Below are 16,601 nucleotides of genomic sequence, written 5' to 3' on the forward strand. Positions count from 1 at the left end.
ATCCGGTCACCTCTTTGTTATTTGACTATGCTTAAATAATAACGGGAATTTATGAATATACGGTTTCCAAATTACGAATTAATTTATAACAATATGTGAAGAATTTATGACCAAAGCGTTTAAAACTCCACATTGTCTACTTTTTACCACTCTGGCAAGACCAATTACCTGAATTAGTCTCTACTCTGATTTATACTAAAATTAAAATAATGATAGAAGTGGGGTATTAATATGCATTTGAATAAAGAACAAAAAGCCAACTTGAAGGCTGCCGTCATCGCCGGAACAGCTGCTGGAATAGTTTCTGGATTTGTTAAATTAGGTTGGGAGAATGTTTTGCCACCACGTACAGCCGAACGTGATGCAGTGAATCCTCCTCAAACTCTAATGGAACAAATGGGTATTCCTAAGAAAATCACTCGTGGAACTTACACATATTCTGGTCACCAAATGCCTTGGGCAAGTTTTATGATGCACTTTGGTTTCTCAACATCATTTGCCATCATTTATGAAGTTTTGGCAGAATATAAACCATTTATCAGAAAAGGCTCTGGAGCAATTTTCGGATTAGCCATCTGGGTTGCTTTCCATATTGGGATCATGCCTATGATGAAGACTGTCCCAAGTCCTAAGGATCAACCTACTGAAGAACATATCTCTGAAGCACTCGGTCACATTGCTTGGATGTGGACAAACGATATTGTCGGCCGTGAACTCTACCGTCGCTTAACTGCACAGAAATAAGGTCTCCTTTGAACAAATGGAACACCTCATTAACTGAAAGAATCAGTTATGGCCTAAGTGATGCCGCCGATAATTTAGTCTTTCAAATGATGACCACCTATCTGCTCTTCTTTTATACTGACGTTTTTGGACTGACAGCTAGTGAAGTTGCCATTCTTTTCGTCGTAGCCAGAGCAGCTGATGTCTTTGAAAGCCTGATCATTGGAATTATGATCGACAATACCCATTCTCGTTGGGGTAAGAGTCGACCTTTCTTTCTATGGTATTCCTTCCCTTATGTCATCTTCGCAATCCTAACTTTCGTTACACCTAATTTTCTACCACATTCAGGAAAATTGATTTGGGCCTATGTAACCTATTTAGGATTAGGATTCTTTTATACTGCTGTTAACTTACCAATTACTTCCATCTTGCCTACTATGACTGATAATGAACAGGAAACAACGTTGTTGGGCGTTATCAGACAATTTTCTGGTAGTTCCGTTCAAATCATTGTAGCCGTCTTTACCGTTCCCCTAGTCAGTATCTTTGGTAAAGGTGACCAACAAAAGGGCTTTTTGGGAACGATTATCCTTTTTAGTGTCATTTCCTTAGCTTTAATTTTGAACACGTTTTTCCATGTTCGAGAACGCTATACTGACGATAGTATTAATCATCAACCTATTTCTAAAGTCTGGGGAATGCTTAAGCAGAACCGGCCATGGATCGTTATTTCAATTGTTATCTTTCTTTATTGGTTGACTACTTCCATTAAGAATCAGACAACTATTTACTATTTCAAATATGTCCTTCACGATGAAAACCTAGTTTCAATAGCCAACAGTTTTACATTAACGGCCCTAATTGGAGTCGTTGCTATCTATTTTGTTTCCGTCAAATTAGGTAAAAAGAAAACAATGTTACTGGGTATTATCATCGCTTTTACCGGACAAATAATTATTACTTTTGGTGCTTACTCAAAGAACTTAGCACTTATCTTTAGTGGTATCTTCGTCAACGGAATCGGCGGAGGGTTCATTATCGGTTTAGTTTCAATTATGATTGCGGACACGATTCGTTATGGTACTTCAATGGGAATTCAAGCCGAAGGTGTTCTTGCGTCGACAGACGATTTTGGTGTTAATTTAGGATTAGGACTTGGTGGTTTAATCACTGCTGAATCACTTCAAATCTCAGGCTATGTTTCCAATAAAACTCAGAGTGCCAGTACTATTTCGGCAATCAATTTGAATTACGCTTTGATTCCATTAGGTTTGTATATAATCATGTTTTTGATTTTACTCGGATACAATGAGAAAAAAATTCAGCACGCTATCAAATAAAGAAGGTAAAAAATGCAACAGGAATCACTCTTTGCTACTAATAAAAGCAACGACAACAATAGCCCTCTAGCTAATCGGGTTCGCCCAACAACACTAGAGGGTTTTGTCGGTCAACAACATTTAATCGGTGATGGCAAAATTCTTAAAGAAATCATCGACCAAGATAAAATCCCTTCATTAATTTTCTGGGGACCTCCTGGGGTAGGTAAAACCACCCTAGCGGAAATCATTGCTAAAAAAACTAAAGCTAACTTCATTACTTTTAGTGCTGTCACTAGTGGTATCAATGATATCAAAAAAGTCATGAAGGAAGCTGAAATGAATCGAGAAATGGGACAAAAGACTATTGTCTTTATCGACGAAATTCATCGGTTTAATAAGGCACAACAAGATGCCTTCCTTCCCTTCGTCGAAAAAGGTAGTATCACCTTGATTGGTGCCACAACTGAAAATCCATCTTTTGAGATTAATTCTGCCTTGTTATCAAGATGTAAGGTCTTTGTCTTAAAGTCTTTAACTAAAGATGATTTAGTTGATCTATTGAAGAAGACTCTTGCCAATTCCAAAGCTTTTCCCAAATTAGAAGTTGATATTGATGATGACACATTAGAATTGATTGGTAACTATGCTAATGGTGATGCCCGAGTAGCCTTGAATACCTTAGAAATGGCTGTCATCAATTCGACGGTTCATGACAAAACCGCCAAAGTAAATTTGGAAGATATTCGTCAATTACTCAATACCAAGTCCTTACGTTACGATAAAAATGGTGAAGAGCATTACAACATCATCTCAGCCCTGCATAAATCAATGCGTAATAGTGATACTGACTCGGCCATTTATTGGGTCACTCGAATGCTTGAAGGTGGCGAAGATCCCCTCTACATTGCTAGACGACTAGTTCGTTTTGCCAGTGAAGATATTGGTCTGGCCGATACTAATGCTTTAAATGTCGCAATCAATGCCTTTCAAGCCTGTCAATTTCTCGGTATGCCTGAGTGTAACGTCCATTTAGTTGAAACCGTAATCTATCTATCGGTTGCCCCTAAATCCAATGCCACTTATAAAGCTTTATTAAGAGCTCAGAAAGACGTTAAGAAGTATGGTAATCTTCCTGTACCTCTTCAAGTCAGAAACGCTCCTACGAAACTTATGAAGAATCTTGGTTATGGAAAAGATTATCAGCTGGCTCACGATTATGCTGATAAATTAACAACTATGAAGACAGTACCTAAAGAAGTTGAAAATAGCACCTACTATCGACCAACAGAGCAAGGTAAAGAACGTCTCTTTAAGCAACGGTTAGAATACATCGAACAATGGCATCAAGAGCACGATACTAAGTAACATGTTCTTCTTTTATATTTAGTGATAGAATGGGGGCTTAATTTATAACTGAGGTGTTTCATAAAATGAAACAACGTAATTTATTAATTACTTTATGTTTAGCAATAGTCGGAATATTTTCTTTTCAAAATACAACTGAAGTTAAAGCTGTTAGTTTTGTTCATACATTTAAAAAAACCACTATGGTTTCCAGAAGTGAACAAAAAGATGATTTCACCTATGACTTCACTCGGATAAAGAAGCCTAGACTTAAAGCTAAAACCGATTGGTTGACCGACAAAATTGGGAAGAATTCTGGTAACGATCATTATTATCGAGTCGCAACTAACGAATGGGTCAGTACTGATGATGTTGCTCTGATCAATAAGGGTATCAATCGCCCCATTACAATTTCTATAGGCCATAATATTTGGAAATTTAACTCCAAAACTTACGAATTCACTTATACAGGACGCCGACTAGCTGCTGGGACATGGGCCAGTGACGAAAGAATCCAGCTTCCCCGTGGAATATCCTATTGTAAAGTTGGACCAAATGAATGGATTCAAAACATTCACTATTAAAAATTTAAAACAGCATCCATTTAGAATTCTAAATGGATGCTGTTTTAGGTTTTTGAATTGTTTTAATCAAATAATAAGAAAAATTCTCAAGCCAAATGAAGCTGATTTTTTTACTTATTCAAAGGGATACTTCATTCCCCAATCATTTCTAACATCATTTAAGATGTGAGCTACGTCATGCGACAAAGCTAATTGTCCATCATCATGACCATTATCAATATACTTCTGCATATCCGTAACTTCGTATTGAAGAGCCTTGTCATCGCTACCAACAACAATTTTGTCAGTTGTTTGCGTATGAGCATCAGCTGTATAAGTAATATCTGCCTCAGTTGCACGAGGGTAATTACTGATCTCAATATATCCTTTTGTTCCAGAGATCACTCCTCTTTTTGGCTGTTTAGCACGCATTGACAAAGCCATAACAGCCATCTGTTCATCATCATTTTTCAGGATAATTCCTGATTGTTCATCAACACCTGTTTCAAAATATTTTACTGTCGTCAAAATATTTGTTGGTTGCTTACTCAAAAAACTTCTGGCAAATGCCGTAGCATATCCACCTATATCTAATAATGCCCCTCCAGCCAGTTCTTTATTGAAGAAACGGTTTTTAGGATCATAGTCTTTTAAACTGCCAAAATTAACTTGCACTAATTTTACTTGACCAATTTTACCATCAGAAATCAATTGCTTAACTTGTTGATAAAGTGGCATATGCAACAACGTAAATCCTTCTGTTAAAATTAGATTTTTCTTTTTGGCCAAATTCTGAACTTCGTCAAATTGCTCTGCATTAACCGTAATAGCCTTCTCACAGAATACGTGTTTCCCTGCATTCAATGCTTCTTTAATATATTGGTAATGGAATGTGTGCGGCGTTGCAATATAAATAACATCAACATTAGGATCATTAATCATATCCGTTGGATTGCTGTATTGATGTTGAATCCCTTTTTCTTGGGCAAATTTGGCCATTTTTTCGACATTCATATTCGAAACTCCATATATTTCACCATTAACAGCCTTTAGAGCATCTGCCATTTCATGAGCAATCCATCCAGTGCCAATCATTCCCCAATTATATTTTTTCATAGCTATAAATCTTCTTTCTTGATATGTTTTACATCATCATCCGTTGCTAAAAGTGCATCTGTTACAACATTCTTAAAATAAGACGTTCCCAATACACCTGTCATCTGTGACAATCTAGAATTAATTAAATCAATATTATCCCAGTCGTCAAAATGACAATCTACCAGTCCATTACCATTTGGTGTTCGAACCATCCCAGCCATATCCTGAGATTGCCTAGTTTCGGCATTTCCACCTAGCATGGAGACCTCATCAAGTACTTGTGGTATTGCCATATCCAAAACTTCTAACGTTAATTGTACCTGAGGATTCAATTTCTCTGTGTAACGAGTCTGTGGAGCCATAATTATATAACGCTTTGCTAGATTGGCATACAATCGCTCAAATGTATGAATACCACCATTGCTTTTTAAAACATTTAATTGACTGTCCAAACTATCACAGCCGTCAAATGCTAAATCAAATTGGCTAATTTGTTCCAATGGCATGACGGGGATATTTAAAGACTGACAAAGATTACGTGTCTGTTCTGAGGGACTAGCTACCGAAATTTTGGATGTATCAATCGATTTTATCAACCGACCTACCGTTCTACCGCCACCAAAACTGACGATCATATTTGGTTCAATCATTTTTAACGCCTTTTCAATTAATTTCTCCATTTTTAGACTCCTCATCAGAAACATATTTTCATGTTACTGTTTTCTCTGAAATTCATTTTCATAATAAAATAAAAAAAATACCCTATCAAGCAAGATATTAAATTTTACGATCTGATATTAATTCCTCATGTCGAGCAATTTTATCCAAAGTTTCCTTATCCTGACCAATCAATAATAAGAAAATAGCCTCGATCATAGTTGAAGCCGCTATTCTTGAAAAATAATACTCAGATTGAAATATTTGTTCACGTACATAAGTTTTTAGATGTAAATCTGCTCTTTGCGCGATTGGCGAATCAGAACGGTTAGTTATGGCAAGAACTTTGATACCTCGTTTTTGAGCCACATCTATCTGCTTTATTAATGACTTAGATTCACCTGAATTTGATATAACCAACAGAATATCTTCAAGCGACATATTCAGTGTTTGAGCAATCGAGGTTTCAAATGCTGCATCACTCATTGCCAGCAATCCAATTTGATTAAATTTGTAGACTGCATCTATCGCTACTGGATAAGTATTTCCTTCGGCTACGACCTGAATTAAACGTGCATTTTTAATTATTGATAAAGCATCAGCAATTTTATCAGTCGGCAAATTTTTTAAAGTATTACTGATTTCCGAATCTTTCTTTTCAGCAATATTTTTGAGTGATGCCTGAATATCATCATCAACTGTAAATGATACGTTACTATCATCAGAAACCTGAGCCAAACGTGTTTTTAATTGATGAAATCCGTCAATACCTAAGCTTTTACAAAATCTTGAGACAGAGGCTTCACTAACTTCAGCTTCAATAGCCAACTGAGAAATTGTATAGTCAACCACGTCTTGGGGCTTCTTCAAAATAACTTGTGCAATTTTTTTATCTGTGACTGACATATGTGGCAGTTTATTATATATGACATCGATTATATTCTTCATAATTATTAATACCTCTAATTGTATTTTATCAAATTTAAAGTAAAAAGATCCTGCCAATACACAGACCATCATGATACGATTGTACAAAAAAAAGACCACCGAAGTGGTCTTAAAGGTTATTTCAATTTTGAATTATAGAACCTTAACAGCGAATGAAGGCATGAAGTAACTTGAGATTGATGAGATTTTTACAGATTCACCAGGTTGTGGTGCAGCGATATATTGGTTGTTACCTAAGTAGATAGCTACGTGATAACTTGAACCTTTGCCACCCCAGAATAGAAGGTCTCCGGCTGATGCTTGAGAAACAGCTTCTTGTGTACCGGCACTTTCTTGAGCTACTGTGTATGAACCAATGTTCTTACCTGTTGCTTCGTTGTAAACATATGATGTGAAACCTGAGCAGTCAAAACCACTTGGTGTTTTACCACCCCATACGTAAGGTGTGCCTAAATACTTCTTGGCTGTACTAATAACATTAGCAGCAGTTGCTTGTGTTGTAGAAGTAGTAGTTGTTGTTGCAGCAGCTTCTGTAGTTGCTTGACTAGCAGTTGTTACATCAGCACCACTTAACCATTCGTTGTTACCTACAAGATACCATGTTGTACCATTGTCATCTACAACAGCCTTAGCTACACGCCAGCTTGTGTTTGTTCCAAGAATACGGTTAGAAATCTTTGAATCTGAAGATGGTGTGCTGAATAGTGCTGAATTGTTCTTTGTACGTACAACTGAAGGAGCATTTTGGACAGTTGTTGCAGCCTTAGCTGAAGAAGCGTTTGATAGACCTAAACCTGTAACTGCCATTGCTGCAGCAGCTGTAAATGAAATTAGACTTTTTTTAACGTTATTATTCAAAATTGAAATCCCCCATGAATTGGTATATTTTTTAATTGTTTAAATTTTTATTATTTATTAATTTCTTATCACTCAACGACCACTATATTACTCTCCGAATATTGCAGAACTGTTACAACAATTGTATAAGAATGTTACACTTTGAAATTTTTAGCAAAAAAAGGGTTATAAACGTTGTTTTATCAACATTTATAACCCTCTTGTGAAAAGACAAATTAATTTACTTTTTCACTTTTTATTATTTGATCGACCTTTTTTTTAGTGATTTCGATGTCATTATTAACAATTTTATAGGATTTTCCTTCTAATTCTTTAGGAATTCTTAAATCTCTCAGGAATTCATCGCTATTTATACGTGAAATAAGACGTTTATGATCATCCCCACGTAATTTTAACCGTTGTGCAACTGTGTCATAGTCCACTTCTAAAAATATCACAATAGCATTTTCACCGTATCTTTCCTTATAAGAGATAGCTCCTTGTGTATCAACTACAATACTTGCAGCATCATAATTTTCCCAAGTTTTATTGAGACTTTCCTCTGAAGATCCATACCAATGACCACTATATTCAACTTTTTCTAAATAATGATTCTTAAAAAAGGAATCTTCCGTTTCAAAATAGTAATCAATACCGTTTTTTTCGCCGTCACGTGGTAATCTAGTAGTGTGAGTGATGACACTTGGTATACGATAAGTATTTTTCAAATATTTGCTAATGGTAGTCTTGCCGGTACCACTTGCACCGGTAATTACAATAATTTTTTTATCCATTATAGAACCCCTATGTTTGAAATATTTCTTCTACTATATTAATATACTAGTCTGTTAAGTAATTAATCCGAGGAGATTTTACATATGAAAATAGAAGATTTAAAGGTTGGAACTGTTTACGACTGCTCCGTTGATGAAGATATGGATTACCCATTCCAAGGCAAAGTTGAAAAAATTTACGAGCACTCTGCTTTAATGGAAATTGTAAAAAATGATCCTAAAGATAATGCTAATAAAACTGAATTAAACAACAAGATTGTTGTAAGTATCAAGAAAATCAAAAAAGCTAAGTAATTATAAAATATCAATTTTTTCAAATAAAGAGCGGATATGACATATTCCGCCTATGAGCATTAAGGAAAATAGGAGCAGGTAATCGTACTCGATTACTTGCTCCTATTTGTTTTGAACGGAAAAGACATATTATGTTCCGCGTTCATATTGCCATATTTAATTAATAAAGTTGTTATATCTCAAACTGTTTTCTTTATTTTTCAACATTAATAAATGAACTAGCAGGTACTCTTAAGACACGATATTCCATCGCAAAACGGTTGGCCTTTAAGCCTAAACCATTTCTGAAATTATTCTTATACTTAGCCTGCATTGTTATAACATAAGCATCCTGATACTTAGAATCAAGTTTCTTAATTTTCTTAACTGGCCAATTCAAACGCAATCCAGAAACAGTAAATGGTAATGTTGCATCCGAGACAGTAGCATTTTGACTTGAGACCGTATATTTAGAATTATTCAACCAATATTGATAAACATCTGTTGATGAACTAGATTCCTGCTTATTAATTTTAACGTAATAGCCTTGTCCATCGTTCGTTGTCTGAACGATCATCGGATTATATTTATAACTAACGACAATGTTATCCTTATCATTCAAATCAACCTTGGTAAATAAGCTAGTGTATAACATCCCACTAACAGCTAAAATGACGACAACAATTTCCAATAGATCTGTTAAAATTGTTACTCCAGTAATTTTCTTCTTTTGTTGAACAAGAATTTTTAAATGACGATTTCTAATATTAAATACAACAAAGATTAATAGTGCAATTACAATAATCCATGCAATAATTCCCACAAAATTCCAAGAACTCATAGTTTTCTCCCAACTAAATTAATTGTCTTAAACACTTCATAACTTTATAATAGTCATTACGCTAATTTTACCACGAATCGAAAAAATATTTGAAACTGAGATACAAAACGGTCAAAATTGTGTGGGCACATACGTTTGTCGATTTTTTATAATGACAGTATAACCACGCTATATCGTGTATTGGCCGTTATGTCGAATACTATATATTGTGTTTAAGATTTCAAATGATTATACTAATTGGGAATAGCAAGTTGAAAGGAGTTAATCACTATGAATAACGTAATCGTATATAGCAAGAACAACTGTATGCAATGCAAAATGACTAAGAGATACTTAAAGGAGCACAACGTTTCCTTTGAAGAAAGAAATATCAATCAAGATCCAGAATACCTAGACCTTTTAAAACAACAAGGTTTTAAGAGCGTCCCTGTCGTTATGAACTCTGTCAGCGATCCTATCGTCGGTTTTCGCCCAGACAGTCTTAAAGACCTTGTAGGTTAATCATGAAAAAAATAGCTTATTATTCTATCACCGGACAAACTAGAAGGTTCGTTAATAAACTAGGAATAGATGGATATGAGATAACCGACGCCGACCCCTTTTACCAAATGGGTCGGCCATTTATTCTTATCGTACCTGCTTATGATGACGACATGATGGACCCTGTAATCGACTTTTTACAGTATAAAGATAACGCACAAAACTGTATTGGCGTTGCTGGTGGTGGCAATCGTAACTTCAATACTTTATATAACCACACCGCAAAAGATATTGCCCATGGATTAGACGTTCCGGTTGTCTTTGAATTTGAATTCAATGGTACTCAAAAAGACGTCGAAAACTTTAAGAAAGTAGTGAATGAAATTGGGATTAAATAACCTAGATGTAACCAAACTTCATTATTTTAAATTGAATAATGAAATCAACATCCCCGTAGATGATAAGATTCCGCTTAACAAGGATAAAGAAGCCGTTAAAGCTTTCTTCACTGAAAATGTTGAGCCAAATACTAAGAAGTTTGCTTCCTTCAAGGATCACATTAACTATCTAATCGATAACAATTTTATTGAAAAAGAAGTTATCGACGAATACCCACATGAATTCGTGGCTAGTCTTTATGATTACTTATTAGATCAACATTTCCAATTTCAATCTTTTATGGCTGCATATAAGTTTTATAACCAATATGCCCTAAAGACTAATGATGGTGATCTCTATCTTGAAAATTACGAGATGAGAATTCTTTTTAATGCCCTTTTGTATGCCCATGGAGATCAAGCCTTGGCTAAGAGTTTAGCCACTGAAATGATTGCTCAACGTTATCAACCTGCAACACCTTCATTCTTAAATGCTGGTCGTAAGCGCCGTGGAGAATACGTTTCTTGTTTCTTATTACAAGTAACAGATGATATGAACAGCATTGGTAGAACAATCAACAGTGCCCTTCAATTGTCACGAATCGGTGGTGGTGTCGGTATAACATTATCCAACCTACGTGAATCAGGTTCACCAATTAAAGGCGTTGATAACTCTTCATCTGGTGTGCTACCAGTTATGAAGTTGTTGGAGGACAGTTTCAGTTACAGTAATCAATTAGGCCAAAGACAAGGTGCTGGTGCTGTTTATTTGAACGTCTTCCATCCTGACATCATCGACTTTCTGTCTGCTAAAAAAGAAAATGCTGATGAAAAGGTCCGTGTTAAGACTCTTTCATTAGGTGTTATCGTGCCTGATAAGTATTACGAATTGGTTCGTAACAACGAAGACATGTATCTCTTTAGCCCTTATTCAGTTGAAAAAGTTTACGGCATTCCTTTCTCATATGTTGATATTACTAAAGAATACGACAATATGGTCAAAGACGACCGTATCAAAAAATATAAGATTGAAGCTCGTGAGCTAGAAGACGAAATCAGTAAGTTACAGCAAGAATCAGGCTATCCTTACGTCTTGAACATTGATACCGTTAACCGTGACAACCCTATAGACGGTAAAATCATCATGAGTAACCTTTGTACTGAAATTCAACAAGTCCAGATACCTTCTGAACTAAATGATGCTCAAGAATACGTTAAATTGGGAACTGATGTTAGTTGTAACCTCGGTTCTACTAATATTTTGAATATGATGCAAAGTCCTGACTTCGGACAATCAATTCGTTCCATGACTAGAGCTCTAACTTTTGTCAGTGACGCTTCTAATATTACTGCTGTACCACCAGTAGCAAATGGTAACAAGATGAACCATTCTATCGGTTTAGGTGCAATGGGACTTCATACCTTTTTGGCTAGCCAACACCTCGAATACGGCTCCCCTGAAGCAATTGAATTCATCAATGTCTATTTCATGTTAATTAATTACTGGACATTAGTTGAAAGCAACAATATCGCTAAAGAACGCCACGAGACTTTTGCCAATTTTGAAAAATCAAAATATGCGGACGGATCTTATTTCGAAAAGTATTTAGATAAGAGCTTTGCGCCTAAACTTGACGCTGTCAAAGAACTCTTCAATGATATCTTCATTCCTCAACCAGAAGATTGGTCAAAACTAAAAGACAACGTTATGCGTGATGGAATTTATAACGCTTATCGTATGGCCGTTGCTCCAACTGGTTCTATCTCTTACATCAACAACACTAGTGCTAGTTTGCAACCTATTACTCGATTAGTTGAAGAAAGACAAGAGAAGAAAAATGGTAAGTTGTACTTCCCAGCACCACTTTTGAGTAATGATACTATCAAATACTACAAGTCAGCATATGACACTGATATGCGCAAAGTTATTGACACTTATGCTTCTGCCCAAGAACACATTGACCAAGGAATGAGTTTGACACTCTTCATGCGTTCAGAAATTCCTGCTGGTCTTTATGATTGGAAGGCTGCAGATGATACTAAGCAAACAACACGTGATCTAAGTATTTTACGTAACTACGCTTACTACAAGGGTATCAAGTCACTTTACTACGTCAGAACATTTACCGAAAATAATGACGAAATCGGCAGTAACGAGTGCGAAAGCTGCTCTATCTAGGAGGAAATTTTTATAATGGTTGATACATATTACAAATCAATGAATTGGAATAAACTAGAAGACCAAATCGACAAGGAAACTTGGGAAAAGTTAACTTCACAATTTTGGTTGGATACACGTATTCCTCTTTCCAACGATTTAGACGACTGGCGTACCCTCAGTCCTGCTGAACAAACTGTTGTTGGACATGTTTTTGGTGGTTTAACACTATTGGATACTCTTCAATCACAAGACGGAATCCAGGCAATGCTAAAGGATACTCGTACTCAAGCTGAAACGGCTGTATTCAATAATATTGAATTCATGGAATCAGTTCATGCTAAGAGTTATTCATCTATTTTCAGTACCTTGAATAGTGCCGAAGAAATCGAAGAAATCTTTGATTGGACAGACCATAATGAATACCTTCAAAAAAAGGCTAAATTTATTAATGATATTTATCAAAATGGTGAACCTCTACAAAAGAAGGTTGCTAGTGTTTTCCTAGAAAGTTTTCTATTTTATTCTGGATTCTACACACCACTTTATTATCTGGGTAATAACAAACTAGCTAATGTCGCTGAAATCATTAAGTTGATTATTCGTGATGAATCAGTTCACGGAACTTATATTGGTTATAAATTCCAATTAGGTTTCAACGAATTAAGTGAAGATAAACAATCCGAATTAAAAGACTGGATGTATGATCTACTCTATACTCTCTATGACAATGAAGAGAAATATACTAAAGAATTGTATAAAGAAGTCGGTTGGGTTGATGAAGTTCTTGTTTTCCTTCGTTATAACGCTAACAAGGCTCTAATGAATTTAGGACAAGAGCCTTTATTCCCCGATGGTAATGCCGAAGATGTTAATCCCATCGTTATGAACGGTATTTCTACTGGAACAAGTAATCACGACTTCTTCTCACAAGTTGGTAATGGTTATCTAATGGGTAAGGTTGAAGCTATGAAGGATTCCGATTATGATATTGGACGTACTGGAGACAACAAAACACCAGACAACGATTCACTTTTCAATAAAGTTAAAAAACTAAAATAACAAACTATACAAATAAGGATTCACCAATTAAGGTGAATCCTTATTTTGTTATATTCATAAATAATTTTTTAGATAAATCTTCTAAAGTATTCCATTCATCAGCGGTGAAATTACTTTTTGCTACCAATATTTCTGGTAACTCATTAATATCTTTACGCTTAGAGGTTCCTAAGTCAGTCAATTTTACATTAACAACTCGTTCATCATCTTTACTACGTTGACGAGTTACTAATCCTTCTTTTTCCATACGCTTTAACAAAGGCGTTAAAGTTCCTGAATCAAGTGAGAGTAATTCACCAAGTCTTTTAACTGTGACATGATCGTACTCATAAAGTGATACCAATACCAAATATTGTGGATACGTTAATTTATTTTTGCTTAATCCATCATGATATAACTTCTGAATTGCACGGGAAGTTGCATAGAGAGAGAAACATAAGTGATCATCCAAGGGGATTGGCTTAGTAGCATCAATTGCAATCTTTTCTGCCATATAAATCATCCCTCCTTATTCCATTTTAAGTCTATTTTATTCTTAATTTAAGGAATTGTAAACTATTCTATTTCGCACAACTTAATTTAAAATATCTCACATATAATATAAAATTTATAATCAAATATTTATATTTTTTAAACTCAAATAACAATAAAAATACTTAAATTAATTGAGGTTATACATAACACATTGGTACAATTTGTATGAAATAAGGATATTTTCTATTGAGAGGGATCCATATGAATATTTTTTATCGAAAAAGATTTTTAATCTTTGCTATTTTTTTATGTATTTTAATTCTGTTTTTAGATATCTATTCTACCAAAGTCGCCGGAGCCGATACTGGTGATTCTGACTACGAACACGCCCTTGCTACCACACCTAAGGGACTTAATTGGGATAATAACAACTTCGTGATTGCTAAATTTCCACCTAAACCAGTCAACGCACCAATCGACAGCCCTTCGGGTAAAAAATATAGCTACGACAATAATGCCACTATTGTTCGTTCAAAAAATCCAGCAACCAAAGATACTAGTGTTATCAGTTTGACCAATGGTACTTATCAAGTTGGTGCTGTTTGGAGTAACTTTGAAAAAGGAAATTACTTTGATTTAAGTCACGAACAAATAGCCTCAATGTGGATATATTTTGGTAACACTGGTGGAGAAGTACCCGGAGATGGAATGGCATTTGTCCTGCAAAATGACAAAAGAAAAGAAAACGCTATTGCTCTCTCATCTACCGGAATACCTGTAAATGGTCAATCACTAGGTGTTTGGGGAGCTGATTGGGATAAAACAAATTTATATCCTGAAAATATTGCTAAAACAGCTATTCAGAACAGTTGGGCTATGGAATTTGATACTTATAAAAATCTATTAACTGGTGCCAATGAAATTTCTGGTGAGGGAGTTTCTTTTGATGCTAATAATCCTGGAACTTATTCCCAACATATTGCTACCGGATTTCCTGCTTCGTATAAAACTTATGTAAAACAAAAAGCTGGTAATACCAATCCACCAATTTACTATTACACCATGCATCATGATAATTTTATTGGTATAGAGAATCTAGTTGATAGTAATTGGCATCACGTCACTATCAAGTGGTCTCCAGATATCAGTGTAAACAGTCAAACGACACCCACAGGGGGAACAATGACTTACAGTTATAATGACAAAAATCCTGATGGCTCTATGCCTGATGCCAATAATATAAAAAGTACTAGCTTTCATTTAGACACTGCCAACTTCAATCTTCAATCTGATAGTAAACTCTATTGGGGATTTACCGGTTCTACTGGTAAATATTACGAAAATAACCTAATGATTTTTGAATCGATTCCTTCATTTGTTGACGCAGAAGCTACCACCAAAATCCATGACAATACTCAGAATCGAGACATTGAAAAAAACGATAGCCAAGTCTATCCCAACGATGATGTTAGCTATTTTTACAATCTAGACTATAAGGGTTGGACCAAGACTTGGAATGGTATTAATGCCAAAATGAACGTACCTAAAAACATTCATTTTACAAGTGGAACAGTCAGCTATCCCGCAACTGGAAATACTTACCAAATACCTAGCGATAAATTTCTTAACGCCCCCGCCTCTATTGAAACCGTCCTTCCAGAACAGCTCAATCAAGACAGTCGAAAAGCAATAGTGGAACTCAAGGGCCACACAGAAACAATTGCTACTGAAAAGCTCAATGTTCCTAGCGCGCATGCCTCATTTGAGGGTGATAATTTAATCACCGATACTAACACAATTCCCTTTTTCATACAGGCACGTAACCTAACTCTAAAAAGTAATTTTCCAGACATTAAAAAAATTGGTCAACACGAAGATGTTGATATCCCCGCCGAATTGGAATATCACGACGGAACTTCTTTAGTCAGTTCTAATATGACTGTCTATTCATCAATAAATGATAAGAATTTACCTAGTTTTAAACTAAATGATTCCAATCCCGCTACAGGTTTTATGCTTCATTTAAGCAGTGATCAATTGTCCTCTAAAATAAATATCGTAAAATTTTACGTCGTAGATAATTTAGGTAATAAAACTAACGTTATCACTAAGCAGATAAACGTAGGAGGAACCGTTCAATTTGGATCAGTGTCACCACAATTGAATTTTAAAACCATGAATCTTACTTCTCCAAATGAAATCATTCCTCGTATGAATAATTGGCAAATCGACGTAATTGATAGCCGAGAAAAAGGTAGCTCCTGGTCCGTTCAAGCTAATGCTAGCAAATTAACGGATTCAAAAACTCATCAAGAATTTGATGGTGCTTTAATTTATCGAGATCCTACTGGCAAAGTATCATACTTAAATAATGATCTAACAATAGCCGAAAACTCTAAAGATAACGATGATACTCAAGAGAAAAGCATAACTGAAAATTGGAATTCTCAAGATGGAATTCTTTTGTTGTCCAATTCTCAAAATAAGGCTGGTAATTACTCTGGTGAAATAAATTGGTCACTAATTGATTCACTTAACAATAAATAAACTTACCACAAAATAAATGATATTCTTGAATATCATTTATTTATTTTATATATGGTAGATTGTAAGATTAAATAGAATTCTACCCAGACGAAAAATTTGG

General features: G+C 35.2%; 17 protein-coding genes. 10 read left to right on the forward strand and 7 right to left on the reverse strand.

Annotated features, from left to right (window positions below; translation table 11 throughout):
• The first annotated feature begins 231 nt into the window (after window positions 1-231).
• The 4 genes from FD33_RS02625 to FD33_RS02640 all read left to right on the forward strand — a co-directional run bounded on the left by FD33_RS02625 (window position 232) and on the right by FD33_RS02640 (window position 3,976).
• Window positions 232-744 carry a YagU family protein gene (locus tag FD33_RS02625; protein ID WP_025085025.1) on the forward strand — a complete coding sequence of 171 codons (513 nt, stop codon included), beginning with the start codon at window positions 232-234 and terminating at the stop codon, window positions 742-744.
• An 8-nt stretch (window positions 745-752) separates the two neighbouring features.
• The gene (locus tag FD33_RS02630) at window positions 753-2,066 is read left to right on the forward strand and encodes an MFS transporter (protein WP_034544029.1); all 1,314 of its coding nucleotides are present in this window, start codon (window positions 753-755) and stop codon (window positions 2,064-2,066) included.
• Between the two features lie 12 nt (window positions 2,067-2,078).
• Complete coding sequence (locus tag FD33_RS02635) at window positions 2,079-3,413, forward strand: replication-associated recombination protein A (RefSeq protein ID WP_025085024.1); 1,335 nt, start codon at window positions 2,079-2,081, stop codon at window positions 3,411-3,413.
• Window positions 3,414-3,478: 65 nt separating this feature from the next.
• Window positions 3,479-3,976, forward strand: coding sequence for a hypothetical protein (locus FD33_RS02640; RefSeq protein WP_025085023.1), 498 nt, complete (start codon window positions 3,479-3,481; stop codon window positions 3,974-3,976).
• Window positions 3,977-4,090: 114 nt separating this feature from the next.
• Here the strand turns inward: FD33_RS02640 and FD33_RS02645 are convergent, their stop codons facing one another.
• The 5 genes from FD33_RS02645 to FD33_RS02665 all read right to left on the reverse strand — a co-directional run bounded on the left by FD33_RS02645 (window position 4,091) and on the right by FD33_RS02665 (window position 8,289).
• On the reverse strand, window positions 4,091-5,071 hold the full coding sequence (locus tag FD33_RS02645; protein ID WP_025085022.1) for a Gfo/Idh/MocA family protein: 981 nt from the start codon (window positions 5,069-5,071) through the stop codon (window positions 4,091-4,093).
• A gap of 2 nt (window positions 5,072-5,073) precedes the next feature.
• Window positions 5,074-5,733, reverse strand: coding sequence for a ribose-5-phosphate isomerase A (locus FD33_RS02650; RefSeq protein ID WP_025085021.1), 660 nt, complete (start codon window positions 5,731-5,733; stop codon window positions 5,074-5,076).
• A gap of 97 nt (window positions 5,734-5,830) precedes the next feature.
• Window positions 5,831-6,658, reverse strand: coding sequence for a MurR/RpiR family transcriptional regulator (locus FD33_RS02655; RefSeq protein ID WP_025085020.1), 828 nt, complete (start codon window positions 6,656-6,658; stop codon window positions 5,831-5,833).
• Between the two features lie 132 nt (window positions 6,659-6,790).
• Window positions 6,791-7,516, reverse strand: coding sequence for a C40 family peptidase (locus FD33_RS02660; protein WP_025085019.1), 726 nt, complete (start codon window positions 7,514-7,516; stop codon window positions 6,791-6,793).
• Window positions 7,517-7,731: 215 nt separating this feature from the next.
• Window positions 7,732-8,289, reverse strand: a complete 558-nt coding sequence (locus tag FD33_RS02665; RefSeq protein WP_025085018.1) for a guanylate kinase — start codon at window positions 8,287-8,289, stop codon at window positions 7,732-7,734.
• An 84-nt stretch (window positions 8,290-8,373) separates the two neighbouring features.
• On the opposite strand from FD33_RS02665, the gene FD33_RS02670 reads away from it, so the two are divergent.
• Window positions 8,374-8,583, forward strand: a complete 210-nt coding sequence (locus FD33_RS02670) for a hypothetical protein (protein ID WP_025085017.1) — start codon at window positions 8,374-8,376, stop codon at window positions 8,581-8,583.
• Between the two features lie 193 nt (window positions 8,584-8,776).
• On the opposite strand, the gene FD33_RS02675 is transcribed toward FD33_RS02670, so the two are convergent.
• Window positions 8,777-9,403, reverse strand: coding sequence for an LVIS_2131 family protein (locus tag FD33_RS02675; protein ID WP_025085016.1), 627 nt, complete (start codon window positions 9,401-9,403; stop codon window positions 8,777-8,779).
• A gap of 270 nt (window positions 9,404-9,673) precedes the next feature.
• Here FD33_RS02675 and nrdH point away from each other — a divergent pair, with 270 nt between their 5' ends.
• Genes nrdH through nrdF form a run of 4 tightly spaced genes read left to right on the forward strand, consistent with a single transcriptional unit; the run spans window position 9,674 to window position 13,480 of the window.
• Window positions 9,674-9,904 (forward strand): glutaredoxin-like protein NrdH, encoded by a 231-nt coding sequence (gene nrdH, locus FD33_RS02680; protein ID WP_025085015.1) that lies wholly within the window; start codon window positions 9,674-9,676, stop codon window positions 9,902-9,904.
• Between the two features lie 2 nt (window positions 9,905-9,906).
• Window positions 9,907-10,281, forward strand: coding sequence for a class Ib ribonucleoside-diphosphate reductase assembly flavoprotein NrdI (gene nrdI, locus FD33_RS02685; protein WP_056950835.1), 375 nt, complete (start codon window positions 9,907-9,909; stop codon window positions 10,279-10,281).
• A complete protein-coding gene (gene nrdE, locus FD33_RS02690) occupies window positions 10,262-12,439 on the forward strand; it encodes a class 1b ribonucleoside-diphosphate reductase subunit alpha (protein ID WP_162256974.1) in 2,178 nt (725 codons plus the stop codon). Before nrdI ends, nrdE begins: the two co-directional genes overlap by 20 nt.
• Before the next feature lie 15 nt (window positions 12,440-12,454).
• On the forward strand, window positions 12,455-13,480 hold the full coding sequence (gene nrdF / locus FD33_RS02695; protein WP_056955726.1) for a class 1b ribonucleoside-diphosphate reductase subunit beta: 1,026 nt from the start codon (window positions 12,455-12,457) through the stop codon (window positions 13,478-13,480).
• A gap of 40 nt (window positions 13,481-13,520) precedes the next feature.
• Here nrdF and FD33_RS02700 read toward each other — a convergent pair whose 3' ends face one another.
• A complete protein-coding gene (locus tag FD33_RS02700; protein ID WP_051564155.1) occupies window positions 13,521-13,973 on the reverse strand; it encodes a MarR family winged helix-turn-helix transcriptional regulator in 453 nt (150 codons plus the stop codon).
• A 242-nt stretch (window positions 13,974-14,215) separates the two neighbouring features.
• Between FD33_RS02700 and FD33_RS02705 the strand changes: the two genes are divergently transcribed.
• Entirely contained in the window at window positions 14,216-16,501 is a 2,286-nt protein-coding gene (locus FD33_RS02705; RefSeq protein ID WP_056955727.1) for an L-type lectin family protein, read from the forward strand.
• Window positions 16,502-16,601: the final 100 nt, after the last annotated feature.

It is taken from the genome of Companilactobacillus paralimentarius DSM 13238 = JCM 10415, from assembly GCF_001434985.1.
Taxonomy (GTDB): Bacteria; Bacillota; Bacilli; order Lactobacillales; family Lactobacillaceae; genus Companilactobacillus; species Companilactobacillus paralimentarius.